Source organism: Streptomyces sp. NBC_00984 (genome assembly GCF_045162475.1).
Classification (GTDB): domain Bacteria; phylum Actinomycetota; class Actinomycetes; order Streptomycetales; family Streptomycetaceae; genus Streptomyces.
In genome coordinates, this window is the sequence record NZ_CP108735.1 from 743,205 (window position 1) to 757,115 (window position 13,911).

The following is a 13,911-nucleotide window of genomic DNA, read 5'->3' on the forward strand; positions in this document are numbered from 1 at the left end:
GTGCCGGTGGCCATCGTCGGGATGGCGGTGCTGCTGCCCGGCGCCGCGGACCTGGACGCCTACTGGCGCAACCTGCGCGACGGCGTGGACGCGATCGGCGCGGTACCGGACGGGCGTTGGGACGCCGAGTACTACCACCCGGGCACCGCCTCCGCCCCGGCCGTCGCGAACCAGGTCTACGCCCGCCGCGGCGGGTTCGTGGACGGACTCGCGCAGGTGGAGGTCACCCGGTTCGGGATCATGCCGAACTCGGTGGCCGGTACCGAGCCCGACCAGCTCATCGCCCTGCACGTGGCTTCGGCCGCCCTCGACGACGCGGGCGGCACGGACCGCCTCCCCGACCGAGGGCGGGTCGGCGTCGTTCTGGGCAGGGGTGGCTATCTCACGCCCGGCCTGGTCCGGCTCGACCAGCGGGTCCGTACGGCCGGCCAACTGGTCCGCACACTGGCGGAGCTGCTCCCGGACCTGACGGGTGACCAACTCGCGGGAGTGCGCCAGGCATTCACCGAGCGTCTCGGTCCGGACAGCCCCGAGTCCGCGATCGGCCTGGTGCCCAACCTCGCCGCCTCCCGGGTCGCCAACCGGCTCGATCTGCGCGGGCCCGCGTACACGGTGGACGCCGCCTGCGCCTCCTCACTGGTCGCCGTGGACCAGGCCGTGGGCGAACTCGCCTCCGGGCGGTGCGACGTGATGCTCGCCGGCGGCGTCCACCACTGCCACGACATCACGCTGTGGAGCGTCTTCTCCCAGCTGCGCGCACTCTCTCCCAGCCAGCGCATCCGGCCCTTCCACCGGGACGCCGACGGCATCCTGATCGGTGAGGGGACGGGCGTTGTCGTCCTCAAGCGGCTGGCCGACGCCGAGCGCGCCGGAGACCGGATCTACGCGGTGGTCCGGGGCACCGGAGTGGCCAGCGACGGACGGGCGGCCGGACTCATGAACCCCGAGCCCGGTGGACAGGCGCACGCAGTGCGGCAGGCATGGCGGGCGGCCGGACTCGACCCCGCCGAGCCGGGCTCGGTCGGCCTGCTGGAGGCGCACGGCACCGCGACACCGGCAGGTGACAGTGCCGAACTCGCCACGCTCGCCGATGTGTTCGGACCCGGAGACGGTGACGCGGTGCTGGGATCGGTCAAGTCGATGATCGGGCATGCCATGCCGGCCGCCGGGGTCGCCGGTCTGGTCAAGGCCGCACTCGCCGTCCACCACCGGACACTCCTTCCGACACTCCATTGCGACGACCCGCACCCCGCCCTGGCCCGCACCCGGTTCCGCACCCTGGAGAAGGCCGCCGACTGGGAGACCACCGCGCGCAGCCCCGTGCGCCGGGCCGCCGTCAACGCGTTCGGCTTCGGCGGGATCAACGCGCATGTGGTGCTGGAGGAGGCCCCGGACGGGCACGGGTCCCGCGCGAGCGCACCGGCCCGCCCGGTCGTCGAGGTCGACGAGCCCGAGCATGTCCTGCTCCTCGCCGCCGAATCCCCGGCGCACCTCGCCGCCCTGCTGGACGCCGACGACGACACCGTACGGGCGGCCGGTCTCGCCCCCGGCCACCCGCACCCCGAGGCGGGCCCCGCCCGCCTCGGCATCGTCGGACCGACCGCCAAACGGCTCGCCCTGGCACGCCGCGCGGTCGCCCGGCAGCGGGGCTGGCACGGACGCGGTGACGTCTGGTTCCGGCCGGGCCCCCTCCTGGGTGCCGGCCACGGCCGACTGGCATTCCTGTTCCCGGGCCTGGAGGGCGAGTTCACCCCGCAGGTCGACGACGTGGCCGCCCATTTCGGTCTGCGTGCCCCCGCAGTCGACGGAGACCGGACCGACGACGTGGGCCGGCACGGTTTCGGCGTGGTCGCCGTCGGCCGCCTCCTCGACGCGGCGCTGCGCCGCAGCGGGATCGTGCCGGACGCGGTCGCCGGACACAGCGTCGGCGAGTGGACGGCCATGGCCGCGGCCGGGCTGTATTCCGGGGACGAGGTCGACGCGTTCATGGCCGCCTTCGACCCCGACTCGGTGACTGTCCCCGGTCTCGCCTTCGGCGCGATCGGCACCAGCGCCGAGCACGTTCTGGCCGCCCTGCGCGACGAGGGCGGGAGCCGGGCGGGCCTGGTCCTCTCCCACGACAACGCGCCCGGTCAGTCGATGGTGTGCGGTCCGCAGGCGGCGGTGGAGGACTTCGTACGGGCGCGTCGCGCCCAGGGCGTTCTCAGCCAGGTCCTGCCGTTCCAATCGGGCTTCCACACGCCGATGCTGCGCCCCCATGTCGGACCGATGGAGGAGGCCGCCCGCCGCTTCCGGCTGCATCCGCCGCACACCCCGCTCTGGTCGGGCACGACCGCCGCACCGTTCCCCGAGGACGAGACGGGGATCCGGGCTCTCTTCGTCCGGCATCTGCTGGAACCCGTACGGTTCCGCCAGCTGACAGAGGCCCTGAACGCGGCCGGTCACCGGGTGTTCGTCCAGGTCGGCCCCGGTCAGCTCGGCTCCCTGGTGAGCGACACCCTGGGCGGTCGCGACCACCTGGTGGTCGCCGCCAACTCGCCCCACCGCACCGGCCTCGCCCAGTTGCGCCGGGTGGCCACCGCGCTGTGGACGGCGGGTTCGGCGGTGGCGCCCTCCCTGCAACCCGCCGAGACGGCGACCACATCTCAACGGCCGCCGGTACGACTGGACTTGAGCGGCGCTCTGGTGTTCCTCTCGCCCCAACGGCTCCCCGGGCTGCGGGCCGGGCTGCGGGCGCCCGCGCGGGCGCCCGCGCGGGCGCCGGTCCCGGCCGGCCCGTCGCCGCTGGACTCCCTCGCCGAGAGCTCCCCGGTGGCCGCCGAACTGAGCGCCCTGCTGAGCGAGACCGCGGACACGGCCGCCGCCCTCATGTCCGCGAGGACGGGGACGCCTGCGCCGGCTCCGTCCGCCGGGCCGCGGCACACCACCGTCCACGTCTCGCCCGACACCATGCCCTACCTTCTGGACCACTGCTTCTTCCCCCAACGGCCCGGCTGGCCCGAAGTCGCCGACCGGTGGCCGGTCGTCCCGGCCACGACGATCGTGCAGCACATCGTGGACGCCGCGCAGGAGACGTTCCCCGGCGGGCTGCCGGTCGCCGTGCACGGCGCGCGGTTCGACGAGTGGCTCACCGCCACCCCGGCAGTCGACGTGCCCGTGACCGTGACGCCGAAGGATCCGGGGCTTCTCGCCGTCTCCTTCGGCCCGCGGGCCCGCGCCACCGTGGAGCTCGCCGGCGCGTACCCCACTCCGCCCCCCGCCCCATGGGTCACCGATCCCGGAGCCGAGCACGCCCCCGACCACACGGCTGCCCAGCTCTACGCCGAGCGCTGGATGTTCCACGGCCCGGCGTTCCAGGGCGTCAGCGAACTCACGGCGATCGGCGACCGCCATGTGCGCGGACGTCTCACCACCCCTTCCGCGCCCGGCGCGCTGCTGGACAACGTCGGCCAGCTACTCGGCTACTGGATCATGGCGACCCGTTCCGAGCGCACCGTCGTGTTCCCGGTCGGGATGCGGGAGATGCGGTTCTACGGGCCGCATCCGGCGCCGGGCACAGAGGTGGAATGCCTGGTGCGCGTCACCTCGCTCACCGATGCCCTTCTGGAGGCCGACGTACAGCTGAGGGCCGGGGGCACCGTGTGGGCGGAGCTGTACGGCTGGCAGGACCGCCGCTTCGACAACGACCCGCAGACCCGGCCCGTCGAGCGCTTCCCGGATCGCAACACCCTGTCCGAGCCGCGCCCCGGCGGCTGGCGGCTGCTGCACGAGAGGTGGCCGGACCTGGCGTCCCGGGAGCTGATCATGCGCAACTCCCTGGGCGGTGCGGAGCGCGCGGAGTACGCCCGCCACGCGCCACGAGGGCGCCGACAGTGGCTGCTGGGGCGCATCGCAGTGAAGGACGCGGTGCGGCAGTGGCTGTGGGACCACGGCGAGGGCCCCGTCTTCCCGGCGGAACTGCGGGTGCACAACGACGAGACGGGCCGTCCGTACGTCACCGGCGTGCACGGACGGCCCCTGCCCCCGCTGGACGTCTCGCTGGCCCACTGCGCGGAGGCAGCTGTCGCGATCGTCCGACCGCACCGGACCGGCCCCGGCCCCGGCATCGACATCGAGGAGGTCACCGACCGCACCCCGCAGGCCCTCGCCGCCGCCCTCGGCGGGGACGAGCTGCGGCTGCTGCACCGCCTGTCGGCCGACACCGGCGAGAGCGAGGCCGTGTGGTTCACCCGTTTCTGGGCCGCCAAGGAGTCCGTCGCCAAGGCGGAGGGCACCGGATTCGGCGGCCGGCCGCGGGACTTCACCGTGTTCGACGCGACCCCGGCGGGCGACCGGCTGGCCGTCGCGGGCCGCCTGCAACGCACCTACACCGTGCACTGCGTACCGGCCACCAACCCGCCCCGGCTGCCGGAGCGCGCGTACGCAGTCGCATGGACGACGGGAAACCCGACCGCTAAGGAGTACGACGCCCGATGAATGCGCCCACCCCCCACACCCCTGTCACCGCCGACGAGGAGTCCGTACTTGCCGACCTCACCGGCATGCTGGCGCGGCTCCTGGAGGACGAGTACGGCCTCGACGACATCGAGATCGGCATGAGGACCACCTTCAACCGTGATCTGGAGCTGGAGAGCATCGACCTCGTCACTCTGGCCGGGCTGCTCCAGGAGCGGTACGGAGACCGGGTCAACTTCGCGGAGTTCCTGGCCGGTATGGAGTTCGACGAGATCATCGAACTGACCGTCGGACGGCTGGTCGAGTACGTCGTCACCAGTCTCAAGGCGGGGGAGGCGAGCTGAGCCATGGCAATGGTCGACACCGGCTCCGTCCGGTTGCACGTACAGCGGATCGGTCCTCGCGGTGGCCAGCCGGCCACCGCCACCGTAGTGCTGGTGCACGGTCTGCTCACGGACAGCCTGGCCAGCTACTACTTCACCGTCGCACCCGCGTTCGCGGCCGCCGGTCTCGACGTCGTCATGTACGACCTGCGCGGCCACGGGCGCAGTGGACGCCCTGCCGAGGGCTACACGGTCGAGCACAACATCGACGACCTGGAGGCGCTGCTCGACCGGCTGGCGGTGACCGGTCCGGTGCATCTGGTCGGCAACTCCTTCGGCGGCACGATCGCGTTCGGCTTCGCGGCCCGGCGCCCAGAGCGGGTGGCGAGCGTCAGTCTCATCGAGTCCGAACCGGCCACCGCCGCCTGGGCAGAGAAGCTGGGGGGCATCCTGGACCGCGTCGTGACCCAGCTCGCCCACAACGAGCCCGACGCGATCGCCTGGATCAGCACCCACCGCGGGCACAACACGGCGCGGCTGGCCAAGGGCGCGGCCAGACTGGCCCGTGACACCACCCTCGGCCGGGACATCCCGGCCAGCGGCGTCCTGACGGCCGGCCGGATCGCGGCAGTGCGCTGCCCGGTGCTCGGCCTGTACGGCGGCGACTCCGATCTCGCCGAACTCGCGCCCTGGCTGGCATCGACGCTTCCGGACTGCCGGACCGTGGTGATCCCGGGGCACGAGCACTCGGTCCTGGTGGAGGCCTCCGGCACGGTCGGCCGGCACATCCTGGCACTCGTCGAGGAGGCCGGCCGCACCACCGGGCGGGTGGCGGCGGAGGTGGCCGGGTGAGCCGCTTCCTCTTCGTCGTCCCGCCCCTGGTCGGGCACATCAACCCGACCGTCGGTGTCGCCGCCGAACTCGTCGCGTCAGGACATGCGGTGGCGTGGGTGTGTCCCGATCCGGCGCTGGTCGGCCGGCTCGCGGGCCCCGGGGCCGGGCCCGTCATGGCGTGCGCCGGGGCGCCCCGGGGCGAGCGGCCGACCGAGCTGCGCGGCCCGGAGGCGCTGAAGTTCCTGTGGGAGCGGTACCTGCTGCCGCTGGCCGAGTCGATGGCTCCGGGGGTCCGGGCCGCCGTCGAGGCGTTCCGGCCGGATGTCGTCGTCGCCGACCAGCAGGCCTTCGCGGGCGCTCTGATCGCGGAGCGGCTGGGCCTGCCGTGGGCGACCTCGGCGACCACGTCGGCCGAGTTCACCGACCCCCTCGCCGGGCTTCCCAAGGTCGGCCAGTGGCTGCAGCAGCGGCTGGGCGCGCTCAGGGAGGCCGTCGGGGACCCGGCGGGCACGGCCGACCCCCGCTTCTCACCACATCTCGTCCTCGCCTTCAACACACCGGAGTTGGCAGGTTCCGCGCACGACGGAGTGTGCTGGGTCGGTCCGTCGATCACGGCGCGTCCGTCCGCCGCCGGCTTCCCGTGGGAATGGCTCGATGCCGGCCGCACCACCGTCCTGGTCACCTTGGGCACGGCGAACGCCGATGTCGGCGGCCGCTTCCTCGACGTGTGCCGGAGCGCGCTGCGGGAGCGGGCCGACCGGGTGCAGGCGGTGATCGCCGACCCCGGTGGCGTGCTCTCGGCGCGGGACGGCGACAAGGATGTGCTGATCGTGCCGTCCGTGCCGCAACTCTCCCTCCTGGAAAGGGGCGTTGGCGCAGTCGTCTGCCACGCCGGCCACAACAGCGTGTGCGAGGCCCTGTGGCACGGGGTGCCCCTCGTGGTAGCTCCCATCCGCGATGACCAGCCGGTGGTGGCCGGACAGGTCGTGGACGCCGGGGCGGGGGTGCGGGTGCGGTTCGGGCGGGTCACCGTCCAGAAGCTGGCCTCGGCGGTCGACTCCGTCCTGGACGATCCCGAATACCGCGACGGGGCCCACCGGATCCGTACGGCGTTCCGTTCCGCGGGTGGGGCCCGTGCCGCCGCGCTCCACCTCGGTGATCTCGCTGTGCGACAGGTGGTCAGTGCCGCCGCCCGGGACGGCTCCGCCATGTCCACCCGGGCGGCCCCGACTTCGAGAGACACACTCGCGCACCGCGAATCAGCCGATGCAGCCCCACGACGTACGGGAACAGCCAGGGAGTTCAGATGAGCGAGGACACCGAGTCAACTGACCGGATCGCCCGGCTGCGGCCCGCGTATCAGGCGGACATCGCCGCCGGCTGGGAGCGCTTCTTCGGGCCGCGCCGCACCGACTGCCCATGGTGCGGTTCGCAGGAGCTGACCACCCGGCTGCGCACCACCGACCTGCTCCAGCACAAGCCGGGCCGTTTCGTTCTCGACCGCTGCGAAGGCTGCGGTCACACCTTCCAGAACCCCCGGCTCAACGAACAGGGACTGGATTTCTACTACCGCGACTTCTACGACGGGCTCGGCGAGAAACAACTCGGTGACACCTTCGGGGGCCGTACCAAGATGTACCGGGGACGGGCGGAGTCGATGCTGCCGTACGACTCCGCGCCGAAGAGATGGCTGGACGTCGGGACCGGGCACGGCCACTTCTGCGCGGCTGCGCGGGCGGTGCTGCCCCACACCGTGTTCGACGGACTCGACTTCACCGACGGCGTCGAACTGGCCGAGCGCGAGGGCCGGGTGGACCGTGGCCACCGGGGCAGTTTCCCCGACCTCGCACCCGAACTGGCCAGCCACTACGACGTGGTGAGCATGTTCCACTACCTGGAGCACAGCACCGATCCCGATCGCGAACTGCGCGCCGCATGGGAGACGGTACGGCCCGGCGGGCATCTCCTCATCGAGGTGCCGGACCCCGAGAGCCGCTACGGGAGGCTGCTGGGCCGTTGGTGGCTGCCCTGGCTCCAGCCGCAGCACCTGCACTTCGTCCCGGTGGCCAATCTGCGGGCGCGGCTCACGGAAATGGGCTTCACAGTGGTCGCCGAGCAGCACGCGGAGCCGCACGACCCGGTCGACCTGCTGGCCGCCGTATGGCTGGCGCTGAACCATGCGGCACCGCGCGACGATGCGCCGTGGCTGCCCGAGCCACCGAGCCGGCTGCGCCGCACGCTGCGCGGGGCGCTGCTGGTCGCCGGCATTCCGGCGCTGGTGGTGGGCACCCTGCTCGACCGGTTCGCGGTGCGGCCGCTGTCGTACCGGCTTCGGGTGTCGAACGCGTACCGGATCGTGGCCCGGCGCGACTGACGGGCGGGGCGAGGCGCCGTCTCGGCGCCGGCTGCCCGGCGCGGATCCCCGCGACATCGGCTCGGGCAGCCGGCCCGCATCACGGCCTGGTATCACACGGCCTGCAGGTCGACGGCCATGTTCTGGCCCGCCACGATGCGCCAGCCGTCCACCTGCTCGGCGATCACGTAGAGCGTCGCCCCCCACGGACCGTCGACAGGATTGCCCGCGCTGTCGGTGGGCGTCTGCGCCACGTTCACCGCGATCACGTCGGGGGCTATCTCCAACATCTTGACCACGTCGTACCGGGCAAAGGAGTCGTGCAGGAAGCTCTTCAGCGCCGGAGCGCTGAACTCGGTAATCGCTTCCCTGCCGTCAAGACGCGTGCCCCTCGCGTTGGTCCAGGAGGCGTGCTCGGTGTACTGCTCGCCCAGCGCAACCGGGTCTTTCACATTGAAGGCCTTCTCCAGGCGCTTCACCACACCGGTCACCGCGGTCCGGGTCTCCGGCGAAATCGTCCCCACTACAAGAATGTCGCTCGTCATGACAGTTCCCTTCTCGGCGCCGAATTGCTCAGGTTGTGGCTGCGAATGCCGCCATCGCCCACCCCACAACATCAACCATGATCGAGGTCAAGCCACGAGACGAGCAGGTTCATCGTCTGCTGGTGTTACAGGTGCCACATTGCTGCTGACCAGCCGGCACAGGGGCGACTGAGGTGGGTGGCAGGCCGCCGACCGGAGGCCACCACGGGGGTCTGCCGGGCCGGATTCTCGTACAGGGAGGGCCGAGCGTCTATACGGCAGCAGGCAGCGCGCCGAGCTGTCCCTCCCCTCGTAGCGTGGAGTCCGTGATTGCAGGGGAAGTTGAGGTTCATGGGAACCGACAAGCGGACGTACGACGCCGAGTTCCGTGAGGGTGCTGTACGCATCGTGATCGAGACGGGGAAGCCGGTCCCGCAGGTCGCTGAGGAGCTCGGTGTCCATCCGGGCACGCTGCACAGCTGGGTCTCGCGGTGGCGCCGCAACGGGTCGGCATCGTCCGACCGGCCCGCGGCCGCGGAGAGTGGCGGGCGGGTGCGGGAGAGCGAGCGCGCGGAACTGGAGCGGCTGCGGCGGGAGATGGGCGAGAAGAACAAGCGCATCCGGGAGCTGGAGATGGAGCGTGATGTCTTCAAGCGATGCATGGCCCTCTGGGTGAAATGACCGAGTCCGATCCCGCGGCACTGGCCGCGTTCATCGGTAACCAGAGGGCCGAGCACCACGTCCCGCACCGCCTGGCCTGCCGGGTTCTTGGGGTGTCGGAGTCCTGGTTCTACAAGTGGCGCGGCAAGCCCATGACAACCCGCGAGGTCCGGCGCGGGAAGCTGGCCGAGGCCATCAAGCAGATCTTCGAGGGCTCGGGCGGCACCTATGGCTCACCGAAGGTCTGGATCAGGCTCCTGCGGGAAGGATGGCGCGTCTCGGTGAACACCGTCGCCAAGATCATGGCCGAGCTCGGCCTGGCCGGACGCAAGATCCGTCGGCGCCGCGGGCTGACCAGGCCCGGCAAACGGGCCGCGGCTCCGGACTTCGTGCGCCGGGACTTCACCGCGGACGCACCCGACCAGGTGTGGGCCGGCGACATGACGGAGATCGTCACCGGTGAGGGCAAGCTGTATCTGGCCACCGTGATCGATCTGTTCTCGCGGCGCCTGCTCGGCTATGCGATGGGCGAACGACACGACGCCGAGCTCGTCGTCGCGTCCATGAACATGGCTGCCGCCACCCGCGGTGGCGACGTGAAGGGCGTGCTCTTCCACTCGGATCGCGGCAGCGAATATGTGTCCCGGCGGTTCAAGCGCGCCTGCCGGCGCCTGGGCGTGACGCAGTCCATGGGCCGGGTCGGGTCATGTTTCGACAACGCCGTCAGCGAGGCGTTCAACAGCGTGCTCAAGGTTGAGTACGTCTACCGGCACACCTTCGCTACCCGGGCCGAGGCCCGGCTGAGGATCGCCACCTGGATCACCGGCTTCTACAACACCCACCGACTACACAGCGTGTGCGGATACCACAGCCCGATCGACTACGAACACGACCACCGAGCCAACTCCGCCTTGGGGCTGGCCGCATAGAAGATCTCCACAGAACGAGGGGATTGACAGAGTCCGAGTTCCCGCCGAGGTCCGCCACGACGGATGCGAACAGGTCCTCGCAGCAACCGATCAGCCGGGTGCGGACCAGCCCGAGGTCGGCCAGCACCCGGTCCACCGCTTCCTGGCCCACGCGGTGGAACACCAGGTCGGTCGCGGCGTTGTCGCTCATCGTGAGCATGAAGTGCGCGAGGTCGCGCCAACTCATCTCGACGTCGTCGGCGCAGCCCGCAGTGCCGATACCGCCGATCCGGTACCGCGCGGTCACCAACGCCTGCTCGGTCTCGTCGAGCCGTCCCGCCGCGACTTCGCGGGCGTAGGCGACGGCCACCGGAATCTTGAACACCGACGCCAGCACCACCGGGTCGTCGCCGCCCGCCGACACGTCGGGTCCGTCCGGCACGCCGACTTCGCGAGCGTGCAGGAACCCTTCCGCGCTGGCTTCGGCGAAGACGGCTTCGATCTGTTCGCGGATCTCGCTCACTGGGACCTCCGCCGGTCGGCGCGTCCGGTGTGGAGGAACTGGGCGCGGCCCGTGCCGTCATCGCCGACGAACGCGTGTGCCATATAGACACCCGGGACCTGCGGGACGTTGGCGACGAACGTGTCGCCGAGGTAGGGCAGCAGTTCCTCCTTTGCCGGGGGCGCGCCGCCGAGCTCGGCGAAGATCCCCTTCGGGGTGCGCTCTATCCACAGCTTGCCGTCTTCCGCGGTAACGACGGTATCGGCGACCATCGACGAGTATTCGCCCACGTACCGGGACAGGTCGGCCGGGGCGGCCGCGGGGTTCGGCTCCGGCAGTGCCGGGAGCTTGACGCCGGCGAGTTCGTCAAGCAGCTTGCCGAGGACCTGTTGGTAGACGTGCAGCGGCTGCCCGCCGTTGGTCAGCAACGCGACCGCGACGTTGCGCTCCGGCACCACGCGTAGGAAGGCCGACTGGCCGATGGTGCCGCCGTCGTGGCCGATCACCTCGTCGCCCTCCCAGCCGAAGAGCATCCAACCGAGACCCCAGTGGGCGGCCATGATGCCGAGCGCGGGCACCTCCACCTGCGGCTCGCGCATCGCGGCCAGCGACTCCGGCGACAGCAGCTGGGTGCCGTCGTCGGCCTTGCCGTCGTTCAGGTGCATTCGGACGAAGGTCAGCAGGTCCCGCGGGCGCATCGTGAGCGTCGAACCGGCCGGGGCGTTCGAGCGGGTGAGCGCCCAGATCGGCGCGGGCACCGGTTCCTCGCCCGGCTTCGGGGCGACGTGGCCGATCGCGACGCGGTAGCGGATCGCGTCGTAGGGACCAGATGCGGCGTGGGTCAGGCCGAGCGGCACGAAGAGGTGGTCGCGCACGCAGTCGTCCCAGCACTTGCCGCGCAGCACCTCGATGATGCGGCCGAGTACGCAGTAGCCGGCGTTGTTGTAGGAGAACCGCTCGCCCGGCGGGAAGAGCTGCGGCGCGTCGGACAGTGTCGCGATGAGCTTCTCCACCGCGTCGTCGCCAGGCCCGGTGTCGGTGAAGATGTCGCCCTCGAAGCCGGCGGTGTGGCAGGTCAGCTGCCGGACGGTGATCGCGGCCGCGACCTTGTCGTCGCCGAGCGCGAACTCCGGCAGGTAGTCGCGCACCGGCCGGTCGAGGTCGAGGCGGCCCTCGTCGACCAGCTGCATGATCAGGGTGGTCGTCCACACCTTGGTGATCGACCCGATCTGGAACAGCGAGTCCACAGTGGACTGCACCCCGGTGGCCTTGTTCAGGATGCCCACCGCGTGGTCGATCACCTCGCCGTCGGCGAGCACCGCGATCGCGGCGCCGGGAACCTGATGCTCGGCCAGCAGGGCGGCGAAGTTCTCCTGGAGCCAAGTCTCGATTTCAGAAATTTTCGACATGTGCACCTTCTGCCCGGGTGAGGATGGCGTTTCCGGAATGCTAGGTCCGTGGCCTGCGTCACTTGTTCGTCCGGACCGAGGAGAGCTCGGGGAAAGTTCCTCCGCCCGGACGAATCAGGCCGTGCGCAGCGGCTCCACTGCCGTCGCCGCGGCGAAACCGATGAATGCGTCGCGCTCGAGGACCCGGGAACGCGTCCGGGGAGCAACCGGGACGGCGGTCAACCTCTTCAACCCGAACGGCGGTCAGGCCTCTTCAGCCGGAACGGCTTTCCCTTCCCGCGGCAGCAAATGCAGCTGCACCATCGCCGCGAACCGGTCTCCCGGGTCGTCGAGATCGATTCCGCCGACCTCGGCGAGCCGGCGCAACCGGTACCGGAATGTGCTCGGATGCACGTACGCGGCGGCCGACGCGGCACCGATGTCGCCGAAAGAATCGAGCCAGCACCGCAGCGTGTGCACGAGCTGCGATTGGTGTTTCGTGTCGTAGGCCAGCAGCCGCGCGATCGGCCCGGTCGCGCCATCGCCGCGTGCCGCGCAAAGGTCCGCCAATTCGAGCATCAACGCTTCGATGTGCGCGTCCTCGGCGGTGATCACTCGCTTTGTGCCGCCGTTGGTGAGCAACACGCGCAACGCGCGGTCGGCACCGTCGCGGGACGCACGCAGGCCCGAGCCGTCGAGCGCGAGCGGTCCGACGCCGATTACGGCGGCGCCCCGGCGGCCGGTGCGTTCCAGGAAGGTCGATGCGACGCGCACCGAGCGTTCGCGGCAATCGCCGTGGTTCCCGGGCATCGGGACGATGCCGTACGCGACATCGCCGACAAGCGCTACCGCCGACCGGGGCTGGACGGCGCTGAGGTGCATGGCGAACGCGTCGGCGACTCGCTGGCGTTCCGCGACGAGCCGGAGGTCGTCGTCGGGGACCTCAAGGAGTCCCATGGCGAGCACGATGGTGGGCTGCCCCAGCAACCCAAGACGCGCGATGGCTTCCGGCGCGCCGGAGCCGCCTTCGAGCGCGGTGCTCACCAGATCGGCCCGCAACCGGCGCTCGACATCGGCACCCGCGCGCAGCCGAAGCATATGCAGTGCAACGATCTTCGAGGCGTCGACCATCGCCGCGGTACGTTCTTCGCTGAGCTCGTTGTCGACTGCGGCCCAGATCGAGCCGAGGACCTCGTCGCCGGCTCGGACCGCGACCGCGACCCGAGGCATGGCGATGTTCTCGTCGTAGCCGTCCGGGTAGACGTAAACCGGCCCGTGGTCCCGGTAAAGGCGTTCGAAAACGCCTTCCTTCTCCAGTTCGCGGGTGAACCGTTCGGGCACCTGACGGCCGAGAATCGTTTCGACGCGGGAAGGATCGGCCTCGTCCTGGCGGCCGGAGAACGCGAGCACGCGCGAGTTGCGGTCCTCGATGGTGACCGGCGCGTCCAGCAGCGCGGCGATCGCGTTGGCGAGCGCGAACAGATCGCCGGACGGCATCCCGCCGAGCGTCTGCGGGGAAACATCGCCGACGTCGCCCTCGGCGAGCAATGTGCGGAGCATCGCGGCGAGCTGCGTCCACGACGCACCGCTGGCCAGCCCGAGCAGCGCGACCCCGGTGGAGTTGGCCGCCCGCACCAGTTCCGTCGACGCGGAGACCGGCGACCGCACGACCAGCGCGGCGGCCCCTCGTTCGCCGACGGTGCGCAGCAGCTTCGCGATCTCGTCGGGTTCGCGCACGCCGACCCCGAGGACGACCGCCTTGGCGGGGAACTCGGCGTCGTCGTGCGGATCGTGGATCACCACGCCGCCGAGTTGCCGCCGGGTGTCCGGCCCGACGGCGACCGGCTCGAGGAGCACGTCCCCGAGGGCTTCGAGGACGCGACCCAGACTCGTGTTCGGCTTGCTCGGCACGGGTGTCAGCACTCCCCGAAGGTAGATCCGGCCTGGTCGAACCGGGTGGTTCG

Annotated in this window: 10 protein-coding genes and 1 pseudogene; 7 read left to right on the forward strand and 4 right to left on the reverse strand. The window is 71.2% G+C overall.

Annotated elements, in window-relative coordinates; genetic code table 11:
- The first annotated feature begins 21 nt into the window (after positions 1-21).
- Genes OG520_RS43545 through OG520_RS43565 form a run of 5 tightly spaced genes read left to right on the forward strand, consistent with a single transcriptional unit; the run spans position 22 to position 7,986 of the window.
- Complete coding sequence (locus OG520_RS43545) at positions 22-4,476, forward strand: beta-ketoacyl synthase N-terminal-like domain-containing protein (RefSeq protein WP_406016787.1); 4,455 nt, start codon at positions 22-24, stop codon at positions 4,474-4,476.
- Positions 4,473-4,799, forward strand: a complete 327-nt coding sequence (locus OG520_RS43550) for an acyl carrier protein (protein ID WP_124723786.1) — start codon at positions 4,473-4,475, stop codon at positions 4,797-4,799. The genes OG520_RS43545 and OG520_RS43550 overlap by 4 nt, the downstream gene beginning before the upstream one ends.
- 3 nt (positions 4,800-4,802) lie before the next feature.
- Complete coding sequence (locus OG520_RS43555; RefSeq protein WP_124723785.1) at positions 4,803-5,630, forward strand: alpha/beta fold hydrolase; 828 nt, start codon at positions 4,803-4,805, stop codon at positions 5,628-5,630.
- Positions 5,627-6,922 carry a glycosyltransferase gene (locus OG520_RS43560; RefSeq protein ID WP_331749253.1) on the forward strand — a complete coding sequence of 432 codons (1,296 nt, stop codon included), beginning with the start codon at positions 5,627-5,629 and terminating at the stop codon, positions 6,920-6,922. The genes OG520_RS43555 and OG520_RS43560 overlap by 4 nt, the downstream gene beginning before the upstream one ends.
- Positions 6,919-7,986 carry a class I SAM-dependent methyltransferase gene (locus OG520_RS43565; RefSeq protein WP_331749254.1) on the forward strand — a complete coding sequence of 356 codons (1,068 nt, stop codon included), beginning with the start codon at positions 6,919-6,921 and terminating at the stop codon, positions 7,984-7,986. Before OG520_RS43560 ends, OG520_RS43565 begins: the two co-directional genes overlap by 4 nt.
- Positions 7,987-8,078: 92 nt before the next feature.
- Here the strand turns inward: OG520_RS43565 and OG520_RS43570 are convergent, their stop codons facing one another.
- A complete protein-coding gene (locus OG520_RS43570; RefSeq protein WP_331749256.1) occupies positions 8,079-8,510 on the reverse strand; it encodes an SgcJ/EcaC family oxidoreductase in 432 nt (143 codons plus the stop codon).
- A gap of 330 nt (positions 8,511-8,840) precedes the next feature.
- On the opposite strand from OG520_RS43570, the gene OG520_RS43575 reads away from it, so the two are divergent.
- Both OG520_RS43575 and OG520_RS43580 read left to right on the forward strand, forming a co-directional pair.
- A complete protein-coding gene (locus OG520_RS43575) occupies positions 8,841-9,170 on the forward strand; it encodes a transposase (RefSeq protein WP_331749258.1) in 330 nt (109 codons plus the stop codon).
- A complete protein-coding gene (locus tag OG520_RS43580; protein WP_266693271.1) occupies positions 9,167-10,078 on the forward strand; it encodes an IS3 family transposase in 912 nt (303 codons plus the stop codon). The genes OG520_RS43575 and OG520_RS43580 overlap by 4 nt, the downstream gene beginning before the upstream one ends.
- A 28-nt stretch (positions 10,079-10,106) precedes the next feature.
- On the opposite strand, the pseudogene OG520_RS43585 reads toward OG520_RS43580, so the two are convergent.
- From OG520_RS43585 to OG520_RS43595, 3 genes and pseudogenes are all read right to left on the reverse strand, one after another.
- Positions 10,107-10,580: pseudogene (locus OG520_RS43585) on the reverse strand (serine hydrolase); the annotation flags it as partial.
- Positions 10,577-11,968, reverse strand: coding sequence for a serine hydrolase (locus tag OG520_RS43590; RefSeq protein ID WP_331749269.1), 1,392 nt, complete (start codon positions 11,966-11,968; stop codon positions 10,577-10,579). The gene OG520_RS43590 and the pseudogene OG520_RS43585, both read right to left, overlap by 4 nt.
- Positions 11,969-12,211: 243 nt before the next feature.
- Positions 12,212-13,870: a helix-turn-helix domain-containing protein gene (locus tag OG520_RS43595; RefSeq protein WP_331749271.1), complete on the reverse strand. Its 1,659-nt coding sequence runs from the start codon at positions 13,868-13,870 to the stop codon at positions 12,212-12,214.
- Positions 13,871-13,911 lie beyond the last annotated feature (41 nt).

What these genes read in the sequence shown, in the direction of transcription:
- OG520_RS43545 (WP_406016787.1), top strand. Translation starts at nt 22, where the DNA reads ATGGCGGTGCTGCTGCCCGGCGCCGCGGACCTGGACGCCTACTGGCGC.
- OG520_RS43550 (WP_124723786.1), top strand. Translation starts at nt 4,473, where the DNA reads ATGAATGCGCCCACCCCCCACACCCCTGTCACCGCCGACGAGGAGTCC.
- OG520_RS43555 (WP_124723785.1), top strand. Translation starts at nt 4,803, where the DNA reads ATGGCAATGGTCGACACCGGCTCCGTCCGGTTGCACGTACAGCGGATC.
- OG520_RS43565 (WP_331749254.1), top strand. Translation starts at nt 6,919, where the DNA reads ATGAGCGAGGACACCGAGTCAACTGACCGGATCGCCCGGCTGCGGCCC.
- OG520_RS43570 (WP_331749256.1), bottom strand. Translation starts at nt 8,510, where the DNA reads ATGACGAGCGACATTCTTGTAGTGGGGACGATTTCGCCGGAGACCCGG.
- OG520_RS43575 (WP_331749258.1), top strand. Translation starts at nt 8,841, where the DNA reads ATGGGAACCGACAAGCGGACGTACGACGCCGAGTTCCGTGAGGGTGCT.
- OG520_RS43580 (WP_266693271.1), top strand. Translation starts at nt 9,167, where the DNA reads ATGACCGAGTCCGATCCCGCGGCACTGGCCGCGTTCATCGGTAACCAG.
- OG520_RS43590 (WP_331749269.1), bottom strand. Translation starts at nt 11,968, where the DNA reads ATGTCGAAAATTTCTGAAATCGAGACTTGGCTCCAGGAGAACTTCGCC.